This is a genomic window from Heyndrickxia sp. NPDC080065 (assembly GCF_050281185.1).
GTDB lineage: Bacteria > Bacillota > Bacilli > Bacillales > Bacillaceae_C > Heyndrickxia.
On the sequence record NZ_JBNNWS010000026.1, the window covers coordinates 28664 to 54975 of the forward strand.

The following is a 26312-nucleotide window of genomic DNA, read 5'->3' on the forward strand; positions in this document are numbered from 1 at the left end:
TAAAAAAAGAATTTATTAAATGAACTTTTTGTCGTATAGAGACGTCTTTTATTTTTAAAGGATGTAGTAAGAATAATAGAAAGCAGGAGTGTATATTGAATTACGAAATATTTAAGATGATTCATAATTTTTCAGGACATAATCAATTCTTGGATAAGATAATGATTTTCTTTACTAATTATGCACTTGAGTTATTTGCACTAGTATTAATAGCAATGTGGTTCTTTGGTAATACCAATTATAAACGATCCGTTCTTTATGCAGGGGGAACTGGGATTATCGCTTTATTTATTAATTTTCTCATTACATTGGTTTACTTTGAGCCGCGGCCGTTTGTCGCACACCATATACATGTGTTACTACCTCATGTAGCAGATGCGTCTTTTCCTAGTGATCATGGAACCGGAGCATTTGCCATTGCATTTGCTCTGTGGCTTCGTCATCGCAAAATAGGAACAGCTATGATCATCTGTGCATTTCTAACGGGATTTTCGCGTATTTGGGTAGGGCACCATTATCCATTTGATATTGTAGGAAGTATTATTGTAGCAATTTTGACAGCAGTATCCATAATTAAGTTTTCTAGATTTATTGATCGTCCTATTAATATGATCCTTGATGTATACAATTCAATTATCAATCGTCTAAAAAAGTCCTTACCTCAAAAATAAAATGATGGATAATAAAAGTAATTTAAAAAAAGTGGCTGCTATTATGATTGGCAGCCACTTTTTTTAAGTCTTATTTGTTAACTCGCTCCTATTTGCTGTTGAATATCAGAAAGGATGCTTTCTAGAGAAAACACAACACCTTTATCATCTTTATACATAATATGTTTTGGACTAAAATGGACAGGTGAATCCAAACCTGCGGCAGCCGAAATTCGAAATAGTCCTTTTCGAAGTGTAACAAGAAAATTTACTACTCGATATTTCTTTTCATCGATGACAAGAGCTTTTTGTAATTCTGGATCGGTAGTTGCAACACCTACAGGACATGCATTGGATTGACATTTTAAGGTTTGAATACATCCGACAGTAATCATAAATCCACGAGCAATATTAACAAGATCTGCTCCCATAGCCAAAGCGATAGCAATTCTATCAGGTGTGAATAGTTTACCTGAAGCGATTATTTTCACTCGATCGCGTACCCCATATTTTTGAAGGGTTGAAACAAGAATAGGAAGGGCTGATTTAATAGGCAAGCCTACACTATCAATCAGTTCTTGATAGGAAGCACCTGTACCGCCTTCACCACCATCGACCGTAATAAAGTCTGGACCTTTGCCTGTTTCCTTCATATATTTTGCCAATTCCTCAACACTATCGTTACCACCTACAACGATCTTCATCCCAACAGGTTTTCCAGTAACATTGCGGATTTTTTCAATAAAATCGCACATTGACGGCACATCACCAAACTGTTCAAAACGATTTGGACTATCAACGGATTTATACGCTTCAACTTTACGGATTTCAGCAATTTCCGGATTTACTTTTTCACCATCAATATGACCACCGCGTGTTTTGGCACCTTGAGCAAGTTTTATTTCGAATGCTTTTATTTGAGGGATTTCACTTTTTCTCTTTAACTCGTCCCAATCCATTTCTCCATTTTTATTACGGACCCCGAACATGGCTGGGCCAATTTGCATAATGATATCAACCCCACCTTCTAAATGATAGGGAGATAGTCCGCCTTCTCCCGTATTCATCCACGTTCCCTTAGCCATCCCTAATCCTTTAGATAAGGCTGTAATAGCGTTTTTTCCCAATGCACCATAACTCATCGCGGACATTCCGATAAGACCTTTCAGAACGAATGGATATTTCGTATTTGGGCCAATGACTACTGCATCATCGTCATGTAATAAGTAAGCTGAGGATTCTTCATCTTCCCACTTTTCCTCTCTTTGTGAAAAAAGTGGGTCCTTCAACAAAATATATCTTTTTGTTGATACTCTGGTTTCTTCATCCATTTTTAACTCTTCCGTTAATTTTGGAAACATATCATTTCGAACAAAAAAACCTTCTTCGTCAAAATCACGTTTTGAACCAAAGCCAACAACATCTCTCTTATATTTCGCACTTTTAACAATATGTTCATAATCATCCCGTGAAAAAGGTTTGCCTTCTTTATCACTGTTAAACCAGTATTGGCGCATTTCCGGACCTATTTTTTCAAAAAAGTAACGAATTCTACCGAGCGCAGGGTAGTTCCTTAATATGGAATGTCTCTTTTGATTTCGATCAAACAATAACAAATATATCAGAAAAATTAGAAGCGCTATTATTACTAGTGCAATTAATGCAAATCCAATGATAATTAATAAATCTGCGATCCTCATCAAAATTCCTCCTATAATGCTTAAATTCCATTAATTTTAATTTTCTCGAATTTGGAAAAATATATACGAGCAGGTAATGCGCTCGTGTTAATTACATATTTTGTTTGTTTCAAGGAAAACTATGTGCATATATTGGATAGATTTAAAAGACATAAATTAAAGGAGGGAAAAAACTTGAAGGCTTCGGATTTGTTTGTGCGGTGTCTAGAAAATGAGGGGGTAGAGTATATATTTGGTATTCCAGGTGAGGAAAATACTGATCTTGTTGATTCTCTAATAGGTTCAAAAATTAAATTTATCCTCGTCCATCATGAACAAGCGGCTGCATTTATGGCAGATGTATATGGTCGATTGACAGGGAGACCTGGGGTTTGTTTAGCCACATTGGGACCAGGTGCAACCAATTTATTAACTGGTATTGGTGATGCTTACTTGGATCGTTCACCTGTTGTCGCGATTACAGGTCAAGCCGGGCTTGAAAGAATCCATAAAGAATCACACCAATATGTAGATATTATTGGTGTTTTTGAAGAAATTACGAAATGGAACCAACAAATTCGGGTGCCACATACGATTCCTGAAATTATTCGGAAAGCATTTAAAACAGCTCTTCTAGAGAAACCAGGTGCTGTTCATATTGAGCTTCCAGAAGATATTGCCATGATGGATACAGATGGTGAACCCCTTCCTGTAACACCAATGCCTGTATCTTGTTCTTCTGTAGATGAAATCCAAAAGGCAGCTAATGCAATTAATCGTGCTAAAAAGCCGATTATTTTAGCTGGAAATGGAGTTATACGTGATGGGGCTGTAACTGCATTAAGGCAATTTGCTGAAGCGAAAAACATTCCGGTTGTAAATACTTTTATGGCAAAAGGGGTTTTGCCTTCCGACCATCCCTTAACATTGTATACGGTCGGAATGCAAGCAAAAGATTATGTACTATGTGGTTTTGATCAGGCAGATGTGATTATTACTGTTGGATATGACTTTGTTGAATATTTGCCAAAATACTGGAATGACGAAGCGATGAATCCGATTATACATATTGATAGTCTTCCAGCTGAGGTTGACGCTTACTATCCGCTTGCTTGTGAGCTAGTCGGAAACGTAAAAGAGGCTGTCGAAGCTTTAACTTCTCTTGTAAAAGAAAAAGAGCTTTGGCCAGGAGTAAAACGTTTAAAAGCTCAACTTGATGAAAATCTTCATATGTCAGATGAAGTTTCAGGAAGCCCGATCATTCCTCAGCGTATTATTGGCGATTTGAAAAAAGCGGAGAAAGGTGAAGCCATCATTATTTCTGATGTTGGCGCACATAAATTGTGGATTGCACGTTTGTACCAACCTGAAAAGCCGAATCATACAATTATTTCGAATGGATGGGCGTCAATGGGAATTGCTGTTCCAGGTGCTATAGCGGCAAAACTAGTCTATCCAGATAAACCTGTTATTGCTGTTACAGGTGATGGCGGTTTTCTTATGAATGGTACAGAATTAGCAACAGCTGAAAGATTAGGACTTGCCATTGTAATTGTTATTTTCAATGATTCGAAATTTGGCTTAATCGAATGGAAGCAATTGAATAAATTTAATCGCTCCAATGATATTGAATTTAAGGATCCAGACTTTTTAGAGTTTGCCAAAAGCTTTGGAGCTAAAGGAATTAAGGTAACCCATTCGGATGAATTATTACCGGCTTTAGAAGAAGCGATTTCCAGCAAAGAAATCGTCCTTATTGATGTTGATGTCGATTACTCAGAGAATGTAAAGTTATCAAAAACTCTTGGAGACTATATTTGTAAGCTGTAAGAAAGAATTTAGCTACCTTTGTAAATATATAGGAGGAATTAGGAATGAAGAAAAAATGGCAATTGTGGATAGGCGGTAAATGGAGAGAAGCAAAGACTTATGAGGCATTATTTAATCCGCATACAGAAGATGAGATCGCACAAATCGGACAGGCTGAACCAGAAGATGCTGTTGAAGCTGTTGTCGAGGCAAATGCTGCTTTTCAAAAATTTAGATCCTATCCTGCACATGCTCGCGCAAAGATTTTGGCAAAAGTAGCTACGATTATGGAAGAGCGCAGTGAAGAATGTGTAAAAATCATGGTTTTAGAGTCGGCTAAATCGATTAGGAATGCAAGAGAAGAAATAAGTCGTACCATACAAACCTATCGTTTTGCAGCAGAGGCCGCAAAAAGTAATTATGGAGAACAAATTCCGATGGATGCAGCAGAAGGCGGTGAAAAACGTTTTGGATTTACGACCCGTACGCCTATTGGGGTAGTAACAGCCATTACACCGTTTAATTTTCCTTTTAATTTGGTCGCGCATAAAGTGGGTCCTGCAATTGCTGCAGGAAATTCGATTGTATTGAAACCAGCTGAACAGACTCCATTAAGTTCGCTCATTCTAGCAGAAATCTTTAAAGAAGCGGGTCTCCCGGATGGAGTATTGAACATTATTCCCGGAAAAGGAGATGTGTTAAGTGAAGTGTTAACAACACATCCTCATGTAAAAAAAGTGACTTTTACAGGGAGTGTTGAGGTCGGCCATATTATTCAGCAGCAAGCTGGTTTCCGAAAGCTAACTCTTGAGCTTGGGTCTAATTCACCATTTATTATTGATGAAGGTGTCGACATTGATAAAGTGATTGAACGGACAGTTCTAGGGGCTTTTTCGTATAATGGACAGATTTGTATTTCAATTCAACGAATTTATGTCCATCAATCAATTTATCAACAGTTTTTAGAACGATTTGTAACCCGTACAAAGCAGCTCGTTACCGGATCACCTTTCGATGAAAATACGAATATTACAGCAGTCATTTCAAAAAAGTCGTTGGAACGTTTAAAAAGCTGGTTAGATGAGGCAGTTCAGGAAGGTGCTAAAATTGAGTGTGGTGGTAAGATTGAAGGAAATGTATTGACTCCAACCGTATTAACAAATGTAAACCGCGATTCCAAAGTATCTCGTTTCGAAGTATTTGGGCCTATAGTTTGCGTTTTCCCATTTGACACTATAGATGAGGCGATTAAAGAAGCCAATGATTCGCGTTATGGTTTGAATTCAGGAGTGATCACCCCAAGCCTTGAACGTGCATTCTATGTAGCAGAGAGACTTGAAACAGGTGGCGTGATTGTTAATGATATTCCAACATATCGAATTGATAATATGCCTTATGGGGGATGGAAAGATAGTGGTGTAGGGAGAGAAGGAGTGAAATATGCAATGGAAGAAATGATGGAACAAAAGTTTATTAGCATTAAGGTTGGTGATTGAGATTTAAAGCAACATTTTGAGGAAGGTAAAAAAATTCATGTTGCATACACCAACATGGATTTTTTTATATACAAAAGTGTCCATCCGAGGTGGAAAATGTCCATTTAAGGTGCCTGACACCATTTTGAGTGTATAGATTCATTCTTATAGGTAATTATGTAAATAATTGGACATGAAGGGAGGTTTGATCATGGAAGTAGATATGAGTGCAGAGCAAGTTCTTAATGAGATTCAAAAATTGCATATGAGTGGAAGTGCTTTAAACAAAAAAAGCATAAAAAAATCACATCCACAGTTAATGAGACATGCACTATATTACTTTGCTGATTGGGATAGTGCGATAAACAAATCAATTTCATAGAACATCTTACATATTCGTCCTCCCTATAAAATGGGAGGATTTTTTTGATTTTATTATTTGGTCACAATATTGCAATAAAAATTTATCTTTCAATTTTTAGCAAAAATAGTATAATATTTTTATATTTATGAAAATAGAAATTTTTTGAAAATGGTTAAAATGGAGGTTCCAAATGGGAGAGTTTAGCTTTGTTTTATTGTCTGGTGGAATAGGGAAAAGAATGCAAGTGAACATTCCTAAGCAGTTTTTATTGCTAGGTGGGAAACCAATACTTGTTCATATTTTAGAAAAAATTGATTTAATAGAATCCATAAAGGAAATAATAATCCCTTCACCTAAGGAGTTTATTCATAAAACAGAGGAAATTATTAGGAATTATGGATTCTCCACTCCTATTCACTGCATTGAAGGTGGAGCAACAAGGCAGGAATCTGTTTATTTAGCCCTAAAATCTGCAAGATTTGATCAAGTTATTGTTCATGAGGCAGTGAGACCATTTGTTACAAAGGAAGAATTTATTAATCTAATAAATGCAGGAAATGAAAGCGCAATCTATGGACTGGACATTCCTTTTACTGTCCTAGAAGGGAAGGATTTTATCGAAAACAATTTAGTCCGTGATCAATTAATTAATATTCAATTGCCACAAAAATTTAATAGAAATAAATTATTATATGCGCATGAATGTGCACGAGAAGAAAGCATGGAATTTACTGAGGACGCAAGCTTATTCTTTCATTTTTTCAAGACAGATATTAAAGTCCTTAAGGGAAGTGACTATAACATAAAAATAACTAAACCAGTTGATAGAAAGATTGCGGAAGTTTTATATAAAGAATACATCCTAATGGAGGAATAAGTATGTCAAAAACATGTGTAATCACAGGTGCTAGTCGTGGAATTGGAAGAGCAATTGCTATTAATCTTAGCCATAGAGAAGACATAACGAATTTTATTCTTATTTCTAGATCTAAGGAAGGTTTATTGGAAACTGCTGAGCAAATGCAATCAGGGAAAACAATTGAATGCCATGCAATTGATTTAACGAATTATGAAGAAGTAGAAAATCTTATTTTCGCTGTTGGAAATCGATATGGAAGCATTGATTATCTCTTAAATGTTGCAGGATTTGCAAATCCAAAATCTTTATTAGAAACCTCAATTGATGATTGGGAAACGACTTATAAAATTAATGTTCATTCAATTTTTTACATTACAAAAGAAGTTGTAAAGTTTATGAAAAAAACAGGAGGAAAAATCCTAAATGTTGCTTCAACAGCAGGCATGACAGCTCGTCCAGGCTGGTTGGCTTATGCTTCCTCTAAGGCAGCTATTATTAGTATGTCTCAAACATTATCAGAGGAATTATCAGAGTATGGTATTTTAGTATATTGTATTTCTCCTGGACGATGTGCAACAGAGTTGAGAAAAATTTTGGCTCCAGATGAGGATCCGACTACAATTATGCAACCAGAGCATGTCGGCGAAGTTGTTGAGAATTTACTTTCTGACACAGGGATATGTCTTGACGGGCAAAACATAATTGTTAGAAAGCAGGTCCAAAAAACATTTGTGAAAAAGGGAAATGAAAAAATTCTTTCAAAACAAACATCGTAATTGATCAAGGTTCTTTTCTTAAACGTTGCTGCTCTTGAATCGATTTTCTAAGAAAAGATGCCCTGACACATTAATAGTAGGATTTCCAACTTGTTATGAAATAGCAACAGGTTAAAATCAGCTGAGATTTTACGTAGTAATATCTATTTAAGGTGTTTTACAATTATTGAAAAAACTGCTTTGATCAACTAAAGAGGGATAAATAATATGCAAGTTCACAATATTATTCAAATCATTTTATTGGTTTTGATATTAATTTCAGTTAATAAAAATCTTATTAAGAAAAGCAAACTTATTGGGAAAAGAACAGTTGTCGTTACCATTTGGTATTTATCAAAACTGATTCCCAAAGATAAGAATCTAGTTATATTTGGTGCAGAGAATGGAAGAGGATTTAGAGGAAATCCGAAGTATCTTTTTTTAGAAATGGTGAAAAATCCTGAATTAACATGTGTTTGGATTTCTAAAGATCCAAACACTGTTTCAGAGTTAAGAGAAAAGGGGTTTCAGGCTTTTAAACATAATTCCTCTAAAGGAATTGTTTATCAATTAAGAGCGAAACTGGCTATCCATTCCCACTCTATCAATGATGACTTTTATAAAGTTTTGCTCGGTGGAGCAATTTCTTACAATACTTGGCATGGTGTTGGCCTAAAAAAGGTGTGGGGAGCTAATAAAAATACTTTTACGTATAAAATTCTGCATGAAAAGAGTTTGATTAAAAGATTTTTTGGTAAATTTGTTGTAAAAACTAATTCAGCCAAGACAAATTACGTTGTCTCCACAAGTGAAAAAGTTTCATCCTATTATCCTGAGACGTATCTAGTCAAAGAGGAAAATGTTTTAGAACTCGGCCAGGTAAGAAACGATATCTTTTTTATCGATTCTGAAGAAGATGCGGATGTCCCATCTTTTATAAAGGAAAATAAAATTATTACTTACATGCCTACACACCGTAACTTTGGAAAAATTGATACCGATATTAATCTCGTTTTCGACTTTCAAAAAATGGAACAGTTCTGTGAGGAAACAGGATATAAATTTGTCATTAAAAGGCATATGTATAGCAGTGGATATATTCCGAAACAGTTTAAGCATATTATTGATATTAGCGAAGATAATATTGACCCTCAATTCTTGCTTAAATATACGGATATTCTATTAACCGATTATTCAAGCTGTTATACTGATTATCTGCTCCTGGATAGGCCGGTTGCTTTTTATTGTTATGATCTAGAAAAATATTTGGAAAAATCAAATGAAATGTATCATGGCTATTTTGATGTTACACCTGGCCCAAAAGCACGTACTTTCCCAGAATTGTTAAATGACTTAAAGGAATATATAAACGATCCAAGCCTATATAAGGATGAAAGACAAAGGGTCCTTAATATTTTTTACTCTAAGGAAAATCAGGGAAGGGTTTTAGAAAAACAAGTAGATTATATGTATAAAAACATTTTAGAAATATAGCTATAGATCGAGGACGCATAAATGGATGGATGCTTCTATGAAAGGTAGGTATAGGCATGAATAAAGTAAAATTAGTACCTACAATCTTTGTGAAAATTATGATTCAAATTGTTTTTTATAGCTTTTGTTTGCTGTTTAGAGTAAAGAAGAAGAAGGTAACATTTGCTTCGTATCGATCAGATAAACTTACTGGAAATTTGTACTTTATCTGGAGGGAGCTTCAAAAGCAGTATCCCAATTATGAGTCCCATTTTGTCTTTAAAAAATTTAAAGCTTCTGCTTTAGGTAAATTTAGTTATTTCATTCATATGGTTCGTGCCTGCTATTATTTGGCGACTTCACGATATTTCGTCATCGATGATTACTATTTTCCGATTTACGTGATTAAACCAAGAAAGGGAACGGAAGTCATTCAGCTTTGGCATGGATCTGGTGCCTTAAAAAAATTTGGACTTAGCACGATCGGTAAATCTTATGGCCCGAGTTTAGAATATTTAAAACATGTAAAAATTCATTCAAATTATTCTAGGGTATATGTGAGTTCATCTGAGGTTGTCCCATTTTATGCTGAAGCCTTTGGCATGCCAAAGGAACAAATTTATCCATTAGGAATACCGAGAACTGATTATTTTTTCGCAACTGATGAAATAATTAAATTGAAAGATAGATTTTATCAGGCTTTTCCTGAATTAATAGATAAGAAATTAATTTTATATGCACCAACATATAGAGGGAAAAGTCATGATCAAGAGTCTTTTGCTTGTCCCATTGATATCAGTTATATGAAAGAAAAGCTCGAATCCGAATATGCACTGCTTATTCATTTGCATCCATACATGCAGTCGGGGCTGATTTTACGTGAAGAGGATTTGGATTTTGCCTATCATATTCACGACAATTTTCATATTCAAGAATTATTAGTTTTAGCGGATCTTTTAATTACAGATTACTCAACTGTATTTGTAGATTATAGCTTACTTTGTCGCCCAATTGCTTTTTTTGCAAATGATTTGCAAGAGTATGTGGAGCAAAGGGATTTCTACTATGATTACGAATCTATTATTCCTGGTCCACTTTTTAATGAGACAAGTTCTTTAATAGAATGGATTCAGGAAGAGAAGTTTGACCTGCAGCGCGTTAATCAGTTTAGACAGAGATTTTTTGACTATATTGATGGAAATGCTTCAAAAAGAATTGTAAAGCATTTTATTGAAGTAGAGAATGAAATAAGCGAGGATGTAAAGGAAAAGGTATCGTAGTTCTCATATTTTAAAATAAAAGGCTAAACTATTGGTTTAGCCTTTATTTTTTGATCAAGTATTCATTAAAGCAACTGAATTTTAGTTTGATAATTTGGCACTATCATTACTCCGTTTGAAACTGGCTGTAAAACTTCAAAATGATAATCTATAAATATTTCGGAAATATGCTGTGCTATCTGTTTCCCTTTATTTATTGGAACGAATGAGATGATTGTTGGTCCTGCGCCGCTAAGAATTGTCCCATATACTCCTAAGTCATGTCCAAGTGCAGTTATTTTAGGTAAATCCGGCACGAGTTCTGAACGATATGGTTGATGGAATATATCTTTTTCCATCATTTTTCCTGCCATTATCCAGTCGTTTTGAAGGATAGCTGCTATCAGCACATTGCTAATGCTGCTGCCTTCAATAGCTTTTCGAAATGCTAATGCTTCAGGCAAGACTGATCTAGCTTCTTTGGTTTTTAATTCAGACTCTGGAATCATTGCTATAATCTCAATCTTTGGTGCGGGAAAAATAATTGTTTCTGTCGTTTCTTCAGAATGAGTGGAAATTGTCAGCCCACCATATAATGAGGCAGTTGCATTGTCTGGATGCCCCTCAAAGCGGCTGGCAAAATGTCCTTTTTCTTTCGAGCTTAATTTGAGCTTAAGAATAATGTCAGCTATTTCTATTCCTGCAACGATTGCTGCAGCACTGCTCCCTAGGCCGCGTGCAAGTGGTATTTCACTATGCATCGAAATTTTTAATGGAGGCAATTCTTTTTTGAAATAATTACTAATATGCGTAGCTGCAAGGTAGATAAGATTTTCTTTTGTATCTGGCAGTGACATTGATTCGCATGCAATTTGTATGTCCCATTTATCTGATTCCTCAACATTTACATATAAATATCGATCGATAGCTAGGCCGATTGAATCAAATCCTGGTCCAAGATTTGCTGTGCTTCCTGGAATTTTAAGACAAAAAGACGGGTGCTTCATATTGTCACCAGCTTAAGATTGTTGAGCAGTTCTGCTTTATTTGCTTTTAATGTTACTGGTTGAATGTTTAATTGGTCCATCGCAATAGCTGGATCTTTTAATCCATTTCCTGTTAAAACAGCAACGACTTTACTTCCCTTCTTAATTTCACCTGTTTGAATTTGTTTCTTAATCCCTGCAATTGAAGCACATGAAGCAGGCTCTGCAAATATTCCTTCTAAAGCCGCAAGCTCTTTATAGCTTTCTAAAATCTCATTATCTGTAACACTATCTATTTTCCCTTTCGATTCGTTTGCAGCTGCCACTGCCAGCTTCCAGCTTGCAGGGTTACCAATTCTGATGGCGGTAGCAATCGTTTCAGGAGATTCTATGATTTTATTTCTAACGATTGCAGCAGAGCCTTCTGCTTCAAATCCACGCATTTCTGGAAGAGAATAGCCTTTTTTATTATGAAATTCTTTAAACCCTTTCCAGTAAGCTGATATATTTCCTGCATTTCCTACAGGGATTGCTAATATATCGGGTGCTACACCTAATTGTTCACAAATTTCAAATGCAGCTGTTTTTTGCCCTTCCAAACGAAAGGGATTGACAGAATTAACTAGTGTAAATTCTGATTGTTCAGCAGTATGTATCACCATTTCCAGAGCTTGATCAAAGTTCCCTTCAATCTCGAAAATTTTCGCACCATACATGACAGCTTGAGCTAATTTGCCTAATGCAATTTTCCCCTTTGGAATAACAATCACACAATCAAGTCCAGCCCTAGTACTATATGCTGCAGCCGCTGCAGCTGTATTTCCAGTGGAAGCACAAATAACCCCGCGACTACCATTTTCCTTGGCCTTTGCAACGGCAAGAACCATTCCACGATCCTTAAAGCTTCCAGTAGGGTTTGCCCCTTCATATTTTACATAAATTTCAGCTTGCATTTTTTCAGATAGTATATTTAAAGGAATTAATGGAGTATTACCTTCCATTAGGCTTAGGCCAGGTGTTTGCTCATTTATAGGTAAATACTCTTTATATTGATTGATTAATCCTTGCCAGTACATTTAATTCATCCCTTCTACTCGATAATAGCTTTTGACATCTCTAACAACCTCTAAGTCTTTTAATAACTGATAGATTTGCTCAAATTGATGCTGCTTTGTTGTATGGGTAATGATTGCTACTTCTGCTAGCTTCTCTGATAATAATGGCTCCTGGATGATCTTTTGCAAGCTAATCTCTTGCTCATTAAATAATCCCGTAATCTTCGACAATGCACCAGGTTGATCCTTAACATGTAAACGCATGAAATACTGCCCTTCAATGTCTTCGACCAATTTACACTTCTTTTCTTGGTTTGGAAGGAAAATATGGTGACCACTTGTACCATGTTTTATATTTTTTACTACGGAAATCAGGTCAGATACTATTGCGATGGCTGTTGGAAGCTCACCGGCACCTGGTCCGTAAAACATCGTTTCCCCAACAGATTGCCCATAAACATAAATAGCATTATATTCATTATCAACTGAAGCGAGTGGATGACCGGTAGGTAATAAGGTTGGTCCTACACGAATATCGATCTCATCATCTTCGACCTCTGCAATACCAACAAGCTTTATCGTGTAGCCAAGTTTTTTACTATATAAGATATCTTCTTCTGCAACACGTGTAATTCCTTCAACAACCACATCTTCTAATGTAACTGGAATCGAATAAGCTAAATGACTTAAAATAACCATTTTTCTTGCTGCATCTAATCCTTCTACATCTGATGTCGGATCCGCTTCAGCAAAGCCAAGTGATTGTGCTTCTTGTAATACTTTTTCATAATTGACAGATTGGTGACTCATTTTACTTAAAATATAATTCGTTGTTCCATTCACAATTCCAATGATTTTTTTTATTCTATCAGCCGCTAGCCCATCTGTCAGACTCCGGAGGATCGGTATTCCTCCGCCAACACTAGCTTCATAGTATAGATCACAGCCTTGATCTGAAGCAGCTTGTAAAAGTTCACTTCCATGAATGGCCATTAAGTCTTTATTAGCTGTAATAACATGCTTTTTATTTTTTAAAGCAGTATGGATGTATTGTCTTGCTTCCTGGATTCCTCCCATTACCTCTATAACAATGTCAATCTCAGGATTTTCTAATATTTCACTAGGATCTAAGGTTAAGAGATGATCATATTCATTTATTTTTCTATTTTTTTCACGATCTTTAACAAGGATTTTTTGAATTTCAACTTTAGAACCTGTTTGTTGTTGAAATTTATTCTGTTCATTTGTTAATAAATGAATGACTCCTGTACCAACTGTTCCAAATCCTAATAGTCCGACTGAAATTTTCTCCAAATGTACCACTCCATTCTTGGAAGTTATCAATAATCGTGTAATCCACTACAGAAAAACAATTGTCTATCTATAACGGACATTATAATCCTAATAACTAGTATTTCACAACCCCGTTTTAATAAAAATTCATTTTATCTTTTTAAAAACTTACAAATACAAAAAATTATTACAATTTTTTGAACGATAAAGAACATGATAGCGGTAGTAATGTAAGCGTTTTCTAATTTGACAGTCTAATCTAAATAGTCAAAAAATTTACCAAAAAGGGGTTGACCGGCAAAATTTATAGGCGTATGATTGTCAACAATTAAATGTTTTTTCAAAAGATTCATTAATTGAAATCAAGGAGATGAAGAGTGACGGCATGAGAAGTGACATGATAAAAAAAGGAATTGACCGTGCTCCGCATCGAAGTTTACTGTATGCAGCGGGGGTAAAGACAAAGGATTTAAATAAACCTTTTATCGGTGTTTGTAATTCCTATGTAGATATTATTCCAGGACATAAGCATTTAAATAAGTTTGCAGAAGTAGTTAAGGAAGCGATTTGGGAGGCTGGCGGTGTTCCGTTTGAATTTAACACAATCGGTGTTGATGACGGAATAGCCATGGGACATATCGGAATGAGGTATTCTCTTCCAAGTCGAGAATTGATCGCTGATAGTGCCGAAACGGTTATTAATGCGCATTGGTTTGATGGGGTGTTTTACATTCCTAACTGTGACAAAATCACACCGGGAATGTTGATGGCTGCTGCAAGGACAAATGTTCCATCCGTCTTTGTATCTGGGGGACCGATGGAAGCAGGAAAATCAGCAGAAGGAAAAAATCTTTCCCTCACATCGGTTTTTGAAGGTGTTGGAGCATATAAATCTGGAAAAATAGATGAAGCAGAATTAATAGCACTTGAAACAAGCGCTTGTCCAACATGTGGTTCATGCTCGGGAATGTTTACAGCGAATTCGATGAACTCTCTGATGGAAATTTTAGGACTTACCCCGCCGGGGAATGCAACGATCGTTGCTACTTCAGATGAAAGACATCGGATCATAAAAGAAGCCGTAAAACATTTAATGAACTGCATTGAAAAAGACATTAAACCCCGTGACATCATTACAAAAGAAGCGATCGATGACGCTTTTGCACTAGATATGGCAATGGGCGGATCAACCAATACTGTATTACATACTTTGGCAATTGCTCATGAAGCTGGTATTGAATATGAGCTTGACCAAATCAATGAAGTAGCTAAACGGGTTCCATATTTATCAAAAATAAGCCCGGCATCCGATTACTCCATGCAAGATGTTCATCGGGCAGGAGGAATTAGTGCCATCGTCAAAGAGCTATGTACAATCGATGGGGCGATTCATAAGGATCGAATAACAATAACAGGAAAAAGTATATACGAGAATGTAAAGGATGCAGAAATTCATGATAAGGATGTTATTCGTCCGATAGAGAATGCATACAGCCCTGTTGGGGGATTATCGATTTTAAAAGGAAACATTGCCCCTGATGGTGGAGTGATCAAAGTAGGAGCAGTCGATCCTTCGATTAAAACATTTTTAGGCGAAGCGATCGTCTTCGAATCACAAGATGAAGCACAAGAGGGTATCGATAGTGGATTGGTCCATGAAAGTCATGTAGTAGTGATTCGCTATGAAGGTCCAAAAGGAGGACCGGGAATGCCAGAGATGTTAGCACCAACTTCCTCTATTGTAGGAAGAGGATTGTCTACAAGTGTTGCACTAATTACCGATGGTAGATTCTCAGGAGCTACTAGAGGGATATGTGTTGGACATATTTCTCCAGAAGCCGCAGATGGCGGCCCAATTGCTTTCATAGAAAACGGAGATCAAATTATGATCGACTTAACTAATCGTTCGATCAATGTGATGCTAACAGATGCTGAACTAGAAAGAAGAAAAAATAATTGGATACCTCCAGAGCCAAAAATAACTTCTGGTTATTTAGCAAGATATGCAGCTCTTGTAACATCAGCAAATACTGGAGGAGTATTAAAAATTATATCACCGCAAAAAACGTTGACAGGGACCAAATGATAAGACCAGGTATTCAAAGAGAGTCGGGATTGCTGGAAACCGATAATACCCCTTATCAGGACTCACCCTTGAGTGCTAGTCTGAAAGGAAACAAGTAGGATTAGCCGAGTGTACACTTAAACACTCGTTACAAAAAAGGTAACAGCAAGTAATGTTTTTTATACTTAGCTGCTACATGAGGTGACGTTCGTAAGATCGTCATAAAGATGGGTGGTACCGTGAAAAGAAGTCTTTTCATCCCTGAATATTTGGTAGATTAAAAGCTGCTATATTTTTGAGGATGATTGGGCTTTTTTTACATTAATAATGGTTCTTTTCTAAAGGCTGTTTTCGTATAGATTGTTGCTTTTCGCATATAGTGTGAAGCCTGAATAAATATAGTGTCGTGCTCTTTTCTACATCCTATATTTCATTCTGATAGCAGAAAATAACCGTAAAAATCCTACTAGATATTTACTGCGTAAAATCTCTGCCGATTTTTACTCTATTTACAAATAGCAACAAAGTTTAAGAAAAGAGCCTTTCTAAAAGATTGTTGTTTTTGAAACAATTTTTGAAAAACGCAAACTGTTGATAAACATGTTGATTGGAACGGAAGGTGCGAGACTCCTGCGGGATCAGCGGGACAGGTGAGACCCCACAGGAGCGCAGCGAAGAGGAGGCTCACCGTCCGCCCCGCGGAAAGCGAGCATCCTGGAGTGGAAATCAACACACCTTGTCAAGAGCAACAAAGTTTTGAAAACAGCCTTAATAATAATCAAACCTAGGAGGGAAAATAGTGCGGGCTAAAGCAATTGAAGATAGTCAACTGGATGAATTAAATGGAGCAGATGCATTAATTCAATTAATCATCAATGAGGGTGTAGAAGTCTTATTCGGATATCCAGGAGGAGCAGTATTACCAATCTATGATGCACTCTATGGGAAAGAAATTAAGCATGTGCTTGCAAGGCATGAACAAGGTGCAATTCATGCTGCTGAGGGTTATGCACGGGTAACAGGGAAACCTGGAGTAGTAATTGCAACATCCGGGCCAGGTGCTACAAACCTAGTTACCGGTTTAACCGATGCCATGATGGATTCCTTGCCACTTGTTGTATTCACAGGGCAAGTAGCAAGTACGGTTATTGGATCTGATGCATTTCAGGAAGCCGATGTAATCGGCATTACAACTCCAATTACAAAGCATAATTATCAAGTGCGGGATCTTAAAGACCTTCCTAGAATTGTAAAGGAAGCTTTTCATATCGCATCAACCGGACGTCCAGGACCTGTTTTGATTGATATTCCGAAAGATATTTGCTCACAAAAAATTCAATTATCAACAGAAGTAGACATCCAGTTACCAGGATATCAACCAAACTATAATCCAAATCCATTACAAATAAAGAAACTGTTAGAAGCTATTTCACGGGCTAATAAACCAATTCTATTAGCCGGTGCAGGTGTTTTACATGCAAAAGCAACGGAATTATTACTTGAATTTGCCCAAAAGTACCAAATTCCAGTTACCAATACTTTACTAGGACTAGGAAGTTTTCCTGCAAAGCACCCACTTTTCTTGGGGATGGCAGGTATGCATGGAACATATACAGCCAATATGGCAATATACGAATCGGATCTGCTCATTAATATCGGAGCACGCTTTGATGATCGATTAACGGGAAACTTATCCCACTTCGCTCCTAATGCAAAGGTAGCACACATAGATATCGATGCAGCGGAGATTGGTAAAAATGTTTCGACACACATCCCGATTGTGGCAGATGCAAAGGAAGCATTAGCTAAACTTCTAGAAGAAGAGATTCCTTCTGTAAATATTGATCAGTGGCATAGTAAGTTGACTGAAAATAAGGATAATTTCCCTCTTTGGTATAAAAAAGATGAAGAAGAAATGTCGCCGCAGCGTTTAATTGAACTAGTCCATCAATATACAAATGGTGAAGCGATTATTACTACTGATGTCGGCCAGCACCAAATGTGGACTGCTCAATATTATCACTTTGAGAAGCCTCATCGCTGGGTAACCTCAGGTGGGCTTGGAACGATGGGATTCGGTTTTCCAGCAGCCATTGGTGCACAAATAGCCTTACCTGAACATCCAGTCGTTTCAATAGTAGGTGATGGTGGCTTTCAAATGACATTCCAGGAACTCGCTGTTGTTAAAGAATTGAATCTGCCTGTTAAGGTGGTTATTGTAAATAATTTAGCGCTAGGTATGGTAAGACAATGGCAACAAACTTTTTATGATAAGCGATATTCTTATTCCCATATACCTGTTCAACCAGATTTCGTTAAATTAGCTGAAAGCTACGGTATTAAAGGAGTCAGAGTGTCAAATGAACAAGAAGCTGAGGAGATATTTTCACAGCATTTAATGGATTCCATGCCAATAGTAATCGATTGCCGAGTGAAACAGGAGGAAAATGTAAATCCGATGATTGCTCCAGGAAAAGGATCACACGAAATGATAGGAGTGAAGCCATGAAACGGATTGTAACCTTAACCGTTTTAAACCAGAGTGGTGTGTTAAATCGGGTAACAGGGGTGCTATCAAAAAGGCAATTCAATATTGACAGTATAACGGTTGGACATACAGAAAATGAAGAAATTTCTAGAATGACAATTGTGGTTAATGTTGAAGATGACCGACAAGCTGAGCAGCTTACTAAACAATTAAATAAGTTAATAGATGTATTAAAGGTAACGGATATAACCGATCAAGCTATTGTTGCAAGAGAATTGGCTTTGATCAAAGTATATAGCAATCCTCAAACAAGAAATGAAATTAGTGGAATTGTTGAACCGTTCAGAGCTTCCATCATCGATGTGAGTAAGGACAGTGTCACGATTCAAGTAACAGGTGATACCAATAAAATAGAAGCTCTCATCGATTTATTAAAACCATATGGAATCAAAGAAATGGCGCGAACTGGTTTAACCGCTTTTCTGAGAGGGGCACAAAAACCAGTCGCAGAATTAGCTTCGTTTTCACTATTGAAGTAATAAATAACGCTAGTAACAAAAATTTAAATAAATATAAGAGATTAAAAGGAGAAGATAAAAAATGGCAAAAGTATATTATGATTCTGATATTCAAGTGGAAGTTTTGAAAAACAAAAAGATTGCAATTGTTGGATATGGTTCTCAAGGTCATGCACATGCACAAAATTTACGTGATAGTGGATTTGATGTTGTCGTTGGGCTAAGAAAAGGGAAATCATGGGAACAGGCAGAGCAGGATGGCTTCTCTGTAAAGTCTGTTAGAGAAGCTAGTGAAGAAGCAGATTTAATTATGATTCTTTTACCAGATGAAAGACAAACTCAGGTGTATAAAGAAGAAATTGAACCCGCTTTGTTTGCAGGAAAGGCACTAGCATTCGCTCATGGATTCAACGTACATTTTACGCAAATTGTTCCACCGGAAAATGTTGATGTATTTCTTGTTGCACCAAAAGGACCTGGTCATCTAGTGAGGAGAACATATGTTGAGGGTGCAGGTGTTCCAGCTCTAATTGGTGTTTATCAAGATGTATCTGGCGAAGCGCGCGAAATTGCTCTAGCTTATTCAAAAGGAATTGGAGGTTCAAGAGCAGGTGTGTTGGAAACTACATTTAAAGAGGAGACAGAAACTGATTTATTTGGGGAGCAGGCCGTACTATGCGGTGGATTAACATCCTTAATTAAAGCGGGATTTGAAACATTGACAGAAGCAGGATATCAACCTGAAGTAGCTTATTTTGAATGTCTTCATGAAATGAAATTGATCGTTGATTTGATCTATGAAGGTGGACTTAAAAATATGCGTTACTCTATCTCAGATACAGCTCAATGGGGTGACTTTGTTTCAGGACCTCGAGTGGTTAATGAAGAAACGAAAAAACGAATGGGTGAAATTCTAAAAGATATTCAAACTGGTCAATTTGCAAAAGGCTGGATTTTAGAAAATCAAGCGAATCGTCCTGTATTTAATGCAATTAATTCTAGTGAAAATAAACATCAAATTGAAGTAGTTGGCGAAGAATTAAGAGAGCTCATGCCATTTGTGAAAAAGAAGCAAAAACAAGAGGATGTGGCAGCATATGCGAAAAATTAATATTTTTGATACAACCCTTCGAGATGGTGAACAGTCTATTGGTGTTAATTTAAATGAATTAGAGAAACTAGAAATAGCTAAGCAGCTTGAAAGACTTGGAGTGGATATTATGGAAGCAGGTTTTCCTGCTTCCTCCAAAGGAGATTTCCAAGCGGTTCAATCAATTGCGAAATCAATTCGTAACAGTTCTGTTACTGGATTAGCAAGAACAAATAAACAGGATATCGATATTGCTTGGGATGCACTTCAATATTCGGCGGAGCCACGAATTCATATTTTTCTTGCTACATCCCCTATCCATATGACCTATAAATTAAGAAAGACTCCCGATGAAGTTCTATCGTTGGCAGTAGACGCTGTAAAATATGCCAAGAAAAAATTTCCACAGGTGCAATGGTCTGCAGAAGATGCCAGTCGGTCGGATAAATGGTTTTTAGTCAAAATCATTACAGAGGTTATTAATGCAGGAGCAACTGTTATTAATTTGCCAGATACAGTTGGTTATGCAACACCTGAAGAATATGGCGAACTTTTTGCCTTTGTTCAACAAAATGTTCCAAATATATCGAAAGTAATCCTATCAGCACATTGCCATGACGATCTTGGGATGGCCACCCCAAATTCATTGGCAGCAATCGAAAATGGCGCTGGTCAAGTTGAAGGGACGATCAATGGGATTGGTGAAAGAGCAGGGAATGTGGGTTTAGAAGAAATCGCGGTCGCATTGCATATTAGAAAAGACTTTTATCAAGTAAAAACTGGATTAAATCTTAGTGAAATTAAACATACGAGTCAATTAATTAGTAAGTTAACTGGGATGGTCGTCCCGGGAAATAAAGCAATTGTCGGGGCAAATGCTTTTGCACATGAGTCGGGAATTCATCAAGACGGAGTATTAAAAGAAGCATCTACCTATGAAATAATTACTCCTGAATTAATTGGAGTTCACTCTAATCGTCTTGTTCTCGGAAAACATTCTGGACGTCATGCCTTTAAGCAAAGGGCATCAGAGCTTGGGTTTGAACTTTCTAATGAAAAGCTGAAAGAAGCATTCGATTCATTTAAAGCCTTAACAGATCGGAAAAAAGAAGTAACCGATGACGATTTATTTGCCATCTTAGCAGATAAGCAAACAGAGCAGCCAGATATTAAAACATATGAGCTTCAAAATGTTCAAGTTCAATATGGAACGAACAATATACCGACAGCCACAGTTGTTGTAAAATCTCCAGATGGAAGAATTTTGGAGGAAGCAGCAACAGGTGCAGGTAGTGTAGAGGCAATTTATAATACGTTAAGTCGTATCATTGATAGTTCAGTGGAATTAATAGATTATAAGCTCCAATCCATTGGTTCTGGCAGGGATGCATTAGCAGATGCTTTTGTAAAAGTTAAGTACGATGGCGTCGAATTTGGAGGAAGAGGATCGGCACAAGATGTACTAGAGGCATCAGCTAGAGCATATTTAAATGCTGTTAATCGTGCCCTTATACATGAAGGGTTTAGAAGTGAAAATGCCTTAGTAAGCCATTAATTATTTATAAATTCAAATTTCAAAATGATAGGTTCTTTTCTTAAACTTTGTTTATTTTAACACCAAAGTAAAAATCGGCTTTAAGATTTTTACGATTATTTACTGCTTACTTAGTGAGTAAAGGATGAAGAAAAGAGCACGAAGCCATTTTATATAAGGATTGGAGCAATATACGAAAAGCAACAATCTATGCGAAAAGAGCCAAATAATAAAAGGAGGCAAGGTTTATGGATAAAAGAATTGCTGTTCTATCTGGTGATGGGATTGGCCCTGAAGTAATGAGTGGTGCTGTCTGTGTTCTTCAAGCAATAGCTGATTGCTTTAACCATCATTTTACTTTTGAAGAAGGATTGATAGGTGGTGCAGCAATTGATGAATACGGCACTCCTCTTCCGGAATCGACTTTAAAATTATGTAAGGAAAGTGATGCCATTCTTTTAGGCGCAGTTGGTGGACCGAAATGGGATTCCGTTTCCAATCATATCCGACCAGAGCAAGGGTTGCTTGGACTTAGGAAGGAATTAGGCCTTTTTGCGAACCTTCGTCCTGTATGTGCATATGAACCACTCATTCACACATCGACTTTAAAAAAGGAAGTAATTGAAAATGTTGATCTATTAATTGTTAGGGAACTAACTGGCGGCCTTTATTTTGGAAAGCCGAGTGAAAGGCGCGGTACAAATAAGGAATTGGCAATAGATACATTAACATACACGATTCAAGAGATTGAAAGAATAGTAGATAAAGCCTTTCAATTGGCGAGAAAACGAAAGAAAAAATTAACATCTGTCGATAAGGCGAATGTTCTTGAATCAAGCAGAATGTGGCGTGAAGTCGTTAATCGGATCGCCAAAAACTATCCAGATGTAACTGTCCAGCATATGCTTGTTGATTCTGCCTCTATGCAATTAATTTATCGACCGGAACAATTTGATGTCATTGTCACAGAAAATTTATTTGGAGATATTTTAAGTGATGAGGCTTCTATGATTACAGGTTCATTAGGAATGCTTCCATCATCAAGTTTGAGAAGTGATTCAGTAGGAATGTATGAACCAGTACATGGATCAGCACCAGATATTGCTGGTAAAAATCTAGCCAATCCACTTGGAATGATTTTATCAGCTTCGATGATGCTCAAATTTTCATTTGGTCTAGATAAAGAGGCAAATATTGTTGAAGAAGCGGTTATGAAAGTATTGATCGAAGGCTATCATACTACAGATTTAAATCTGCAGCATGGAACACAGGTTGGAACGAAAGAAATGATTGATAAAGTTATTGAAGCAATAAATGAAAACCAGGCCATTTCAGGAATACAATATGCCTATATTTAATTAATACGAGGTGGGAAATAATGCAACCTAAAACAATTATAGAGAAAATATGGGATCAGCATTTGATCCATCATGAAGAAGGAAAACCTGATTTGCTTTATATAGATTTACATTTAGTTCATGAAGTCACATCTCCTCAAGCATTTGAGAGTTTAAGAGTAAACAATCGAAAAGTGAGAAGACCTGATTTAACATTTGCGACGGTTGATCATAATATTTCTACTATGAAACAGCGTATATCAAATGATCCTATTTCCAAAAAGCAAATGAGTGCCTTAGAGAAAAACTGCGAGGAATTTAATATTCCTCTTGCAGGGATTGATCATCCCGATCAAGGAATCGTCCATGTAATCGGTCCAGAGCTTGGATTAACAACCCCAGGAAAAACCATCGTTTGCGGAGATAGTCATACATCAACACACGGAGCTTTTGGAGCGCTTGCATTCGGGATTGGGACTAGTGAGGTGGAGCATGTTCTTGCCACACAAACATTATGGCAGCGTCGTCCGAAAACATTACAAATAAAAGTGAACGGACGTCTCGGTTACGGTGTATCAGCTAAAGATTTAATATTAGCGATTATCGCGAAATATGGAATCGGTGTCGGAACAGGCTATATCGCCGAATATACAGGTGAAGCAATTCGATATATGTCTATGGAAGAACGTATGACGATTTGTAATATGTCGATAGAAGCGGGTGCAAGAGCAGGGTTAATTAGCCCTGATGAAACGACCATTTCCTATCTACAAGGAAGAAAGTATTCGCCTCAAGGAGAGGAATTTAAAAAAGCGGCAGAGCATTGGTTAAGCTTGGCATCTGATGAAGGTGCTGAATATGATCATACTATTGAAATTGATGCTGAAACAGTTGAACCACAAGTAACGTGGGGAACAAATCCATCAATGTGTTTACCAATTAGTGAACGATTGCCAGTAACTGACAAGATCGAGAATAAAAGTGAGAAGGAATCTATTGAGAAAGCCCTTCAGTATATGGGATTAATAGGTGGTACCCCAATTAAGGACATAGAAATTCAACATGTTTTCATAGGTTCCTGTACGAATTCAAGATTAAGTGACCTGCGTGCTGCGGCTGAAGTAATTAAAGGGCAGCATGTTCATGAAAAAGTAAGAGCATTAGTGGTTCCAGGGTCGCAAACTGTTAAGGCTCAAGCAGAAGCAGAAGGCTTAGATAAAATATTTATTGATGCAGGCTTCGAATGGCGCGAATCAGGATGCAGCATGTGTCTTGCGATGAATGATGATGTCGTTCCTACTGGTGAAAGATGTGCGTCTACCTCAAATCGTAATTTTGAAGGACGTCAAGGCAGTGGGGCAAGAACACATCTTGTTAGTCCTATCATGGCTGCAGCAGCTGCTATTAATGGAAGATTTATAGATATAAGAAAAATGGAAAAAGTAGTTCTGTAGGAGGCTGACCATTTGTGCAACCATTTCAAACTTTTAAAGGCTTAGTCGTACCATTGGGGCGAGCGAATATTGATACCGATCAAATTATACCAAAACAGTTTTTAAAAAGAATTGAAAGAAAAGGATTTGGTGAATGCCTTTTCTATCACTGGCGTTTTAATGATAATGGGGAAGTGCAGCAAGATTTTCCTCTGAATCAAGAAAAGTATCAAGGTGCCCAGATACTTGTTACAGGACTGAATTTTGGCTGCGGCTCCTCAAGGGAACATGCTCCTTGGGCACTTCAAGATTACGGATTTAAGGTTATAATTGCACCAAGCTTTGCAGATATTTTTTATAATAACTGTTTAAAAAATGGGATATTACCGATTGTATTGGGTGAAAATGCAGTAGATTCCATTCTTCAAGAAGCTGAATTAGAATCACTATATTTTACCGTAGATCTTGAAAATCAATTGCTTATTTCGGGAAATTACCAGTATAAATTTACGATTGATGCTTATCAGAAAGAAACACTTTTAAAAGGTTTAGATGATATTGCAGTTACAATGATGCTGGAAGGAAAAATTGCAAAATATGAGGAGAAACACAGTGTTGGAAGCTGATTATATGAATCACTGCTGATTTGAGCAGTGATTTTTGATCGTTTAACTAAATTTATAACTTTCTGAAGAGTGAAGTTAAGTCTAGATCAACCGAAAGTATGCAATTAGGAAATCAGCGGAGTGGGAGTTTTTCAACGATAGACAAACAAAACAATCATTATTATAATGGGCTTTTTTCGTATGTTCAAATAATTCTTCTGTGTTACACTAATAAGATAAAGGAGGGTATTCATGATACAACACATTTTGTTTGATGTTGATGGAGTTTTATTAAGTGAAGAAAGATATTTTGATGCTTCTGCTTTAACTGTGTGGGAGCTTTTACATAGCGACAATTATTTAGGGTTGGGTCCTGATAAATTTACAACAGAACTTAGTAATCAAGAGATTTCTACTATACGGGAAATGGTATTTCAAAATGATAAAGTTCTTAAGTTTTTTAAATCAAGAGGCTTAAATGCCAATTGGGATATGATTTATTTAACTTTCAGCTGTCAATTGCTTCATCTTTTATCTCAAATCAATGGCAAAGAACATAAAAAAGTTCTAAACTGGCTGCAAAAAGATATTGATCGTCAAACGTTACTCGAGATGAAAGACGTTTTCGCTAAGTATGATGTAGAGGTTCAATTCGATTCATTTTTTCTTGATTTCAATCTCTGCAAGGCAAATGGAAAAAACTTATTCCATTATTTAAATATCCTCGCGGAAAAAAAGCTTGGTGTCATAACAACGATTTTTAACGCGAAAAGTGCATTATGGTCCGTTTGTGAGCATGTTTCCCAAGAATGGTATGTTGGTGATGAATATGTCCTTTCCTCAACAGGAAGGCCTTCTGTTCAGACTGGAAAAAAAGGTTTTCTTTCGGAGGAGAAGACACTGGCTGCTCCAAGCGATATTGGCCAGCTTTTTCAGGATTTAACTGATGCGGGTATGTCTATTGGTATTGGGACTGGGAGACCTGAGCTTGAAACGATTAAGCCTTTTGAGTATTTAGATTGGATTAACTATTTTGATCAAAACAAGATTGTTACAGCAGATGATGTTCTACGGGCGGAAAAGGAGAAACCGAGCTATGCCCCATTATCAAAACCGAATCCTTACACATATATTCAAGCATCGAAAGGTAAACAGACACCCGTTACTTCATGCTTAAATATGAATTTACCCATTGAAAATGGAGACCAGATATTAGTAGTAGGCGATTCATTAGCCGATCTTTTAGCAGCAAGAAAAATGGGGTGTAGGTTTGCAGCTGTCTTAACAGGATTATCTGGAAGGGATGCAAGAAGAGAATTTGAGGAATACAATGCTGAGTTTATACTTGATTCCGTCTTAAAAATAAAAGAATTAGTAAAAGCACATTAAATAAAATACCGGGCTATTCCTAACGGGTTCTGTTTTGAAGTACAAAACTAAAAATAGATGGAGAAATAACAGGTTAAATATCATACAAAAAACACCGAAATTGAAGTGACCCCATAAAGTTAGACAGGTTTTTTCGGTTAGGCAGCTTGTTGGGTATGAGCTCGGTATTGTACTGGGCTCATGCCTTTTAATTTTG

Annotated in this window: 21 protein-coding genes and 1 other annotated feature; of the genes, 17 read left to right on the forward strand and 4 right to left on the reverse strand. The window is 36.7% G+C overall.

The genetic code is table 11. The features are described from left to right. The first annotated feature begins 95 nt into the window (after positions 1-95). Positions 96-671: an undecaprenyl-diphosphatase gene (locus ACQKP0_RS23040; protein ID WP_427408160.1), complete on the forward strand. Its 576-nt coding sequence runs from the start codon at positions 96-98 to the stop codon at positions 669-671. A 77-nt stretch (positions 672-748) separates the two neighbouring features. Here the strand turns inward: ACQKP0_RS23040 and ACQKP0_RS23045 are convergent, their stop codons facing one another. Continuing rightward, positions 749-2350 carry an FMN-binding glutamate synthase family protein gene (locus tag ACQKP0_RS23045; protein ID WP_427408161.1) on the reverse strand — a complete coding sequence of 534 codons (1602 nt, stop codon included), beginning with the start codon at positions 2348-2350 and terminating at the stop codon, positions 749-751. A gap of 174 nt (positions 2351-2524) precedes the next feature. Between ACQKP0_RS23045 and ACQKP0_RS23050 the strand changes: the two genes are divergently transcribed. The 7 genes from ACQKP0_RS23050 (at position 2525) to ACQKP0_RS23080 (ending at position 10344) form a co-directional block, all read left to right on the forward strand. After that, positions 2525-4159 carry an acetolactate synthase large subunit gene (locus ACQKP0_RS23050; protein ID WP_427408162.1) on the forward strand — a complete coding sequence of 545 codons (1635 nt, stop codon included), beginning with the start codon at positions 2525-2527 and terminating at the stop codon, positions 4157-4159. Between the two features lie 44 nt (positions 4160-4203). After that, complete coding sequence (locus tag ACQKP0_RS23055; protein WP_427408163.1) at positions 4204-5634, forward strand: aldehyde dehydrogenase family protein; 1431 nt, start codon at positions 4204-4206, stop codon at positions 5632-5634. Between the two features lie 190 nt (positions 5635-5824). Next, positions 5825-5995, forward strand: a complete 171-nt coding sequence (locus tag ACQKP0_RS23060) for a hypothetical protein (RefSeq protein WP_427408164.1) — start codon at positions 5825-5827, stop codon at positions 5993-5995. Positions 5996-6167: 172 nt separating this feature from the next. Beyond that, positions 6168-6854: an IspD/TarI family cytidylyltransferase gene (locus tag ACQKP0_RS23065; protein ID WP_427408165.1), complete on the forward strand. Its 687-nt coding sequence runs from the start codon at positions 6168-6170 to the stop codon at positions 6852-6854. 2 nt (positions 6855-6856) lie between these two features. Beyond that, the gene (locus tag ACQKP0_RS23070; protein ID WP_427408166.1) at positions 6857-7612 is read left to right on the forward strand and encodes an SDR family oxidoreductase; all 756 of its coding nucleotides are present in this window, start codon (positions 6857-6859) and stop codon (positions 7610-7612) included. Positions 7613-7819: 207 nt separating this feature from the next. Continuing rightward, a complete protein-coding gene (locus tag ACQKP0_RS23075; RefSeq protein ID WP_427408167.1) occupies positions 7820-9085 on the forward strand; it encodes a CDP-glycerol glycerophosphotransferase family protein in 1266 nt (421 codons plus the stop codon). Positions 9086-9141: 56 nt separating this feature from the next. Then, positions 9142-10344: a CDP-glycerol glycerophosphotransferase family protein gene (locus ACQKP0_RS23080; RefSeq protein ID WP_427408168.1), complete on the forward strand. Its 1203-nt coding sequence runs from the start codon at positions 9142-9144 to the stop codon at positions 10342-10344. Between the two features lie 65 nt (positions 10345-10409). Here ACQKP0_RS23080 and thrB read toward each other — a convergent pair whose 3' ends face one another. Genes thrB through ACQKP0_RS23095 form a run of 3 tightly spaced genes read right to left on the reverse strand, consistent with a single transcriptional unit; the run spans position 10410 to position 13678 of the window. After that, positions 10410-11330: a homoserine kinase gene (gene thrB / locus ACQKP0_RS23085; RefSeq protein WP_427408169.1), complete on the reverse strand. Its 921-nt coding sequence runs from the start codon at positions 11328-11330 to the stop codon at positions 10410-10412. Further along, positions 11327-12385 carry a threonine synthase gene (gene thrC / locus ACQKP0_RS23090; protein ID WP_427408170.1) on the reverse strand — a complete coding sequence of 353 codons (1059 nt, stop codon included), beginning with the start codon at positions 12383-12385 and terminating at the stop codon, positions 11327-11329. The genes thrB and thrC overlap by 4 nt, the downstream gene beginning before the upstream one ends. Next, the gene (locus ACQKP0_RS23095; protein ID WP_427408171.1) at positions 12386-13678 is read right to left on the reverse strand and encodes a homoserine dehydrogenase; all 1293 of its coding nucleotides are present in this window, start codon (positions 13676-13678) and stop codon (positions 12386-12388) included. 364 nt (positions 13679-14042) lie between these two features. On the opposite strand from ACQKP0_RS23095, the gene ilvD reads away from it, so the two are divergent. The 9 genes from ilvD to ACQKP0_RS23140 all read left to right on the forward strand — a co-directional run bounded on the left by ilvD (position 14043) and on the right by ACQKP0_RS23140 (position 26116). Then, a complete protein-coding gene (gene ilvD, locus ACQKP0_RS23100; protein ID WP_427408172.1) occupies positions 14043-15743 on the forward strand; it encodes a dihydroxy-acid dehydratase in 1701 nt (566 codons plus the stop codon). After that, positions 15717-15988, forward strand: a binding site (T-box leader). Its footprint overlaps the gene before it by 27 nt. Positions 15989-16521: 533 nt before the next feature. Continuing rightward, positions 16522-18231, forward strand: a complete 1710-nt coding sequence (ilvB, locus tag ACQKP0_RS23105) for an acetolactate synthase large subunit (protein WP_427408173.1) — start codon at positions 16522-16524, stop codon at positions 18229-18231. Further along, on the forward strand, positions 18228-18749 hold the full coding sequence (gene ilvN / locus ACQKP0_RS23110; RefSeq protein ID WP_427408174.1) for an acetolactate synthase small subunit: 522 nt from the start codon (positions 18228-18230) through the stop codon (positions 18747-18749). Before ilvB ends, ilvN begins: the two co-directional genes overlap by 4 nt. 61 nt (positions 18750-18810) lie before the next feature. Next, complete coding sequence (gene ilvC, locus ACQKP0_RS23115) at positions 18811-19839, forward strand: ketol-acid reductoisomerase (protein WP_427408175.1); 1029 nt, start codon at positions 18811-18813, stop codon at positions 19837-19839. Further along, positions 19826-21373 (forward strand): 2-isopropylmalate synthase, encoded by a 1548-nt coding sequence (locus tag ACQKP0_RS23120; RefSeq protein WP_427408176.1) that lies wholly within the window; start codon positions 19826-19828, stop codon positions 21371-21373. The genes ilvC and ACQKP0_RS23120 overlap by 14 nt, the downstream gene beginning before the upstream one ends. Positions 21374-21600: 227 nt before the next feature. After that, positions 21601-22710 carry a 3-isopropylmalate dehydrogenase gene (gene leuB, locus ACQKP0_RS23125; RefSeq protein ID WP_427408177.1) on the forward strand — a complete coding sequence of 370 codons (1110 nt, stop codon included), beginning with the start codon at positions 21601-21603 and terminating at the stop codon, positions 22708-22710. Between the two features lie 20 nt (positions 22711-22730). Continuing rightward, a complete protein-coding gene (leuC, locus tag ACQKP0_RS23130; RefSeq protein WP_427408178.1) occupies positions 22731-24143 on the forward strand; it encodes a 3-isopropylmalate dehydratase large subunit in 1413 nt (470 codons plus the stop codon). Positions 24144-24157: 14 nt separating this feature from the next. Next, positions 24158-24748 (forward strand): 3-isopropylmalate dehydratase small subunit, encoded by a 591-nt coding sequence (leuD, locus tag ACQKP0_RS23135; protein ID WP_427408179.1) that lies wholly within the window; start codon positions 24158-24160, stop codon positions 24746-24748. Positions 24749-24979: 231 nt separating this feature from the next. Continuing rightward, positions 24980-26116: an HAD family hydrolase gene (locus ACQKP0_RS23140; RefSeq protein ID WP_427408180.1), complete on the forward strand. Its 1137-nt coding sequence runs from the start codon at positions 24980-24982 to the stop codon at positions 26114-26116. The last annotated feature ends 196 nt before the right edge of the window (positions 26117-26312 follow it).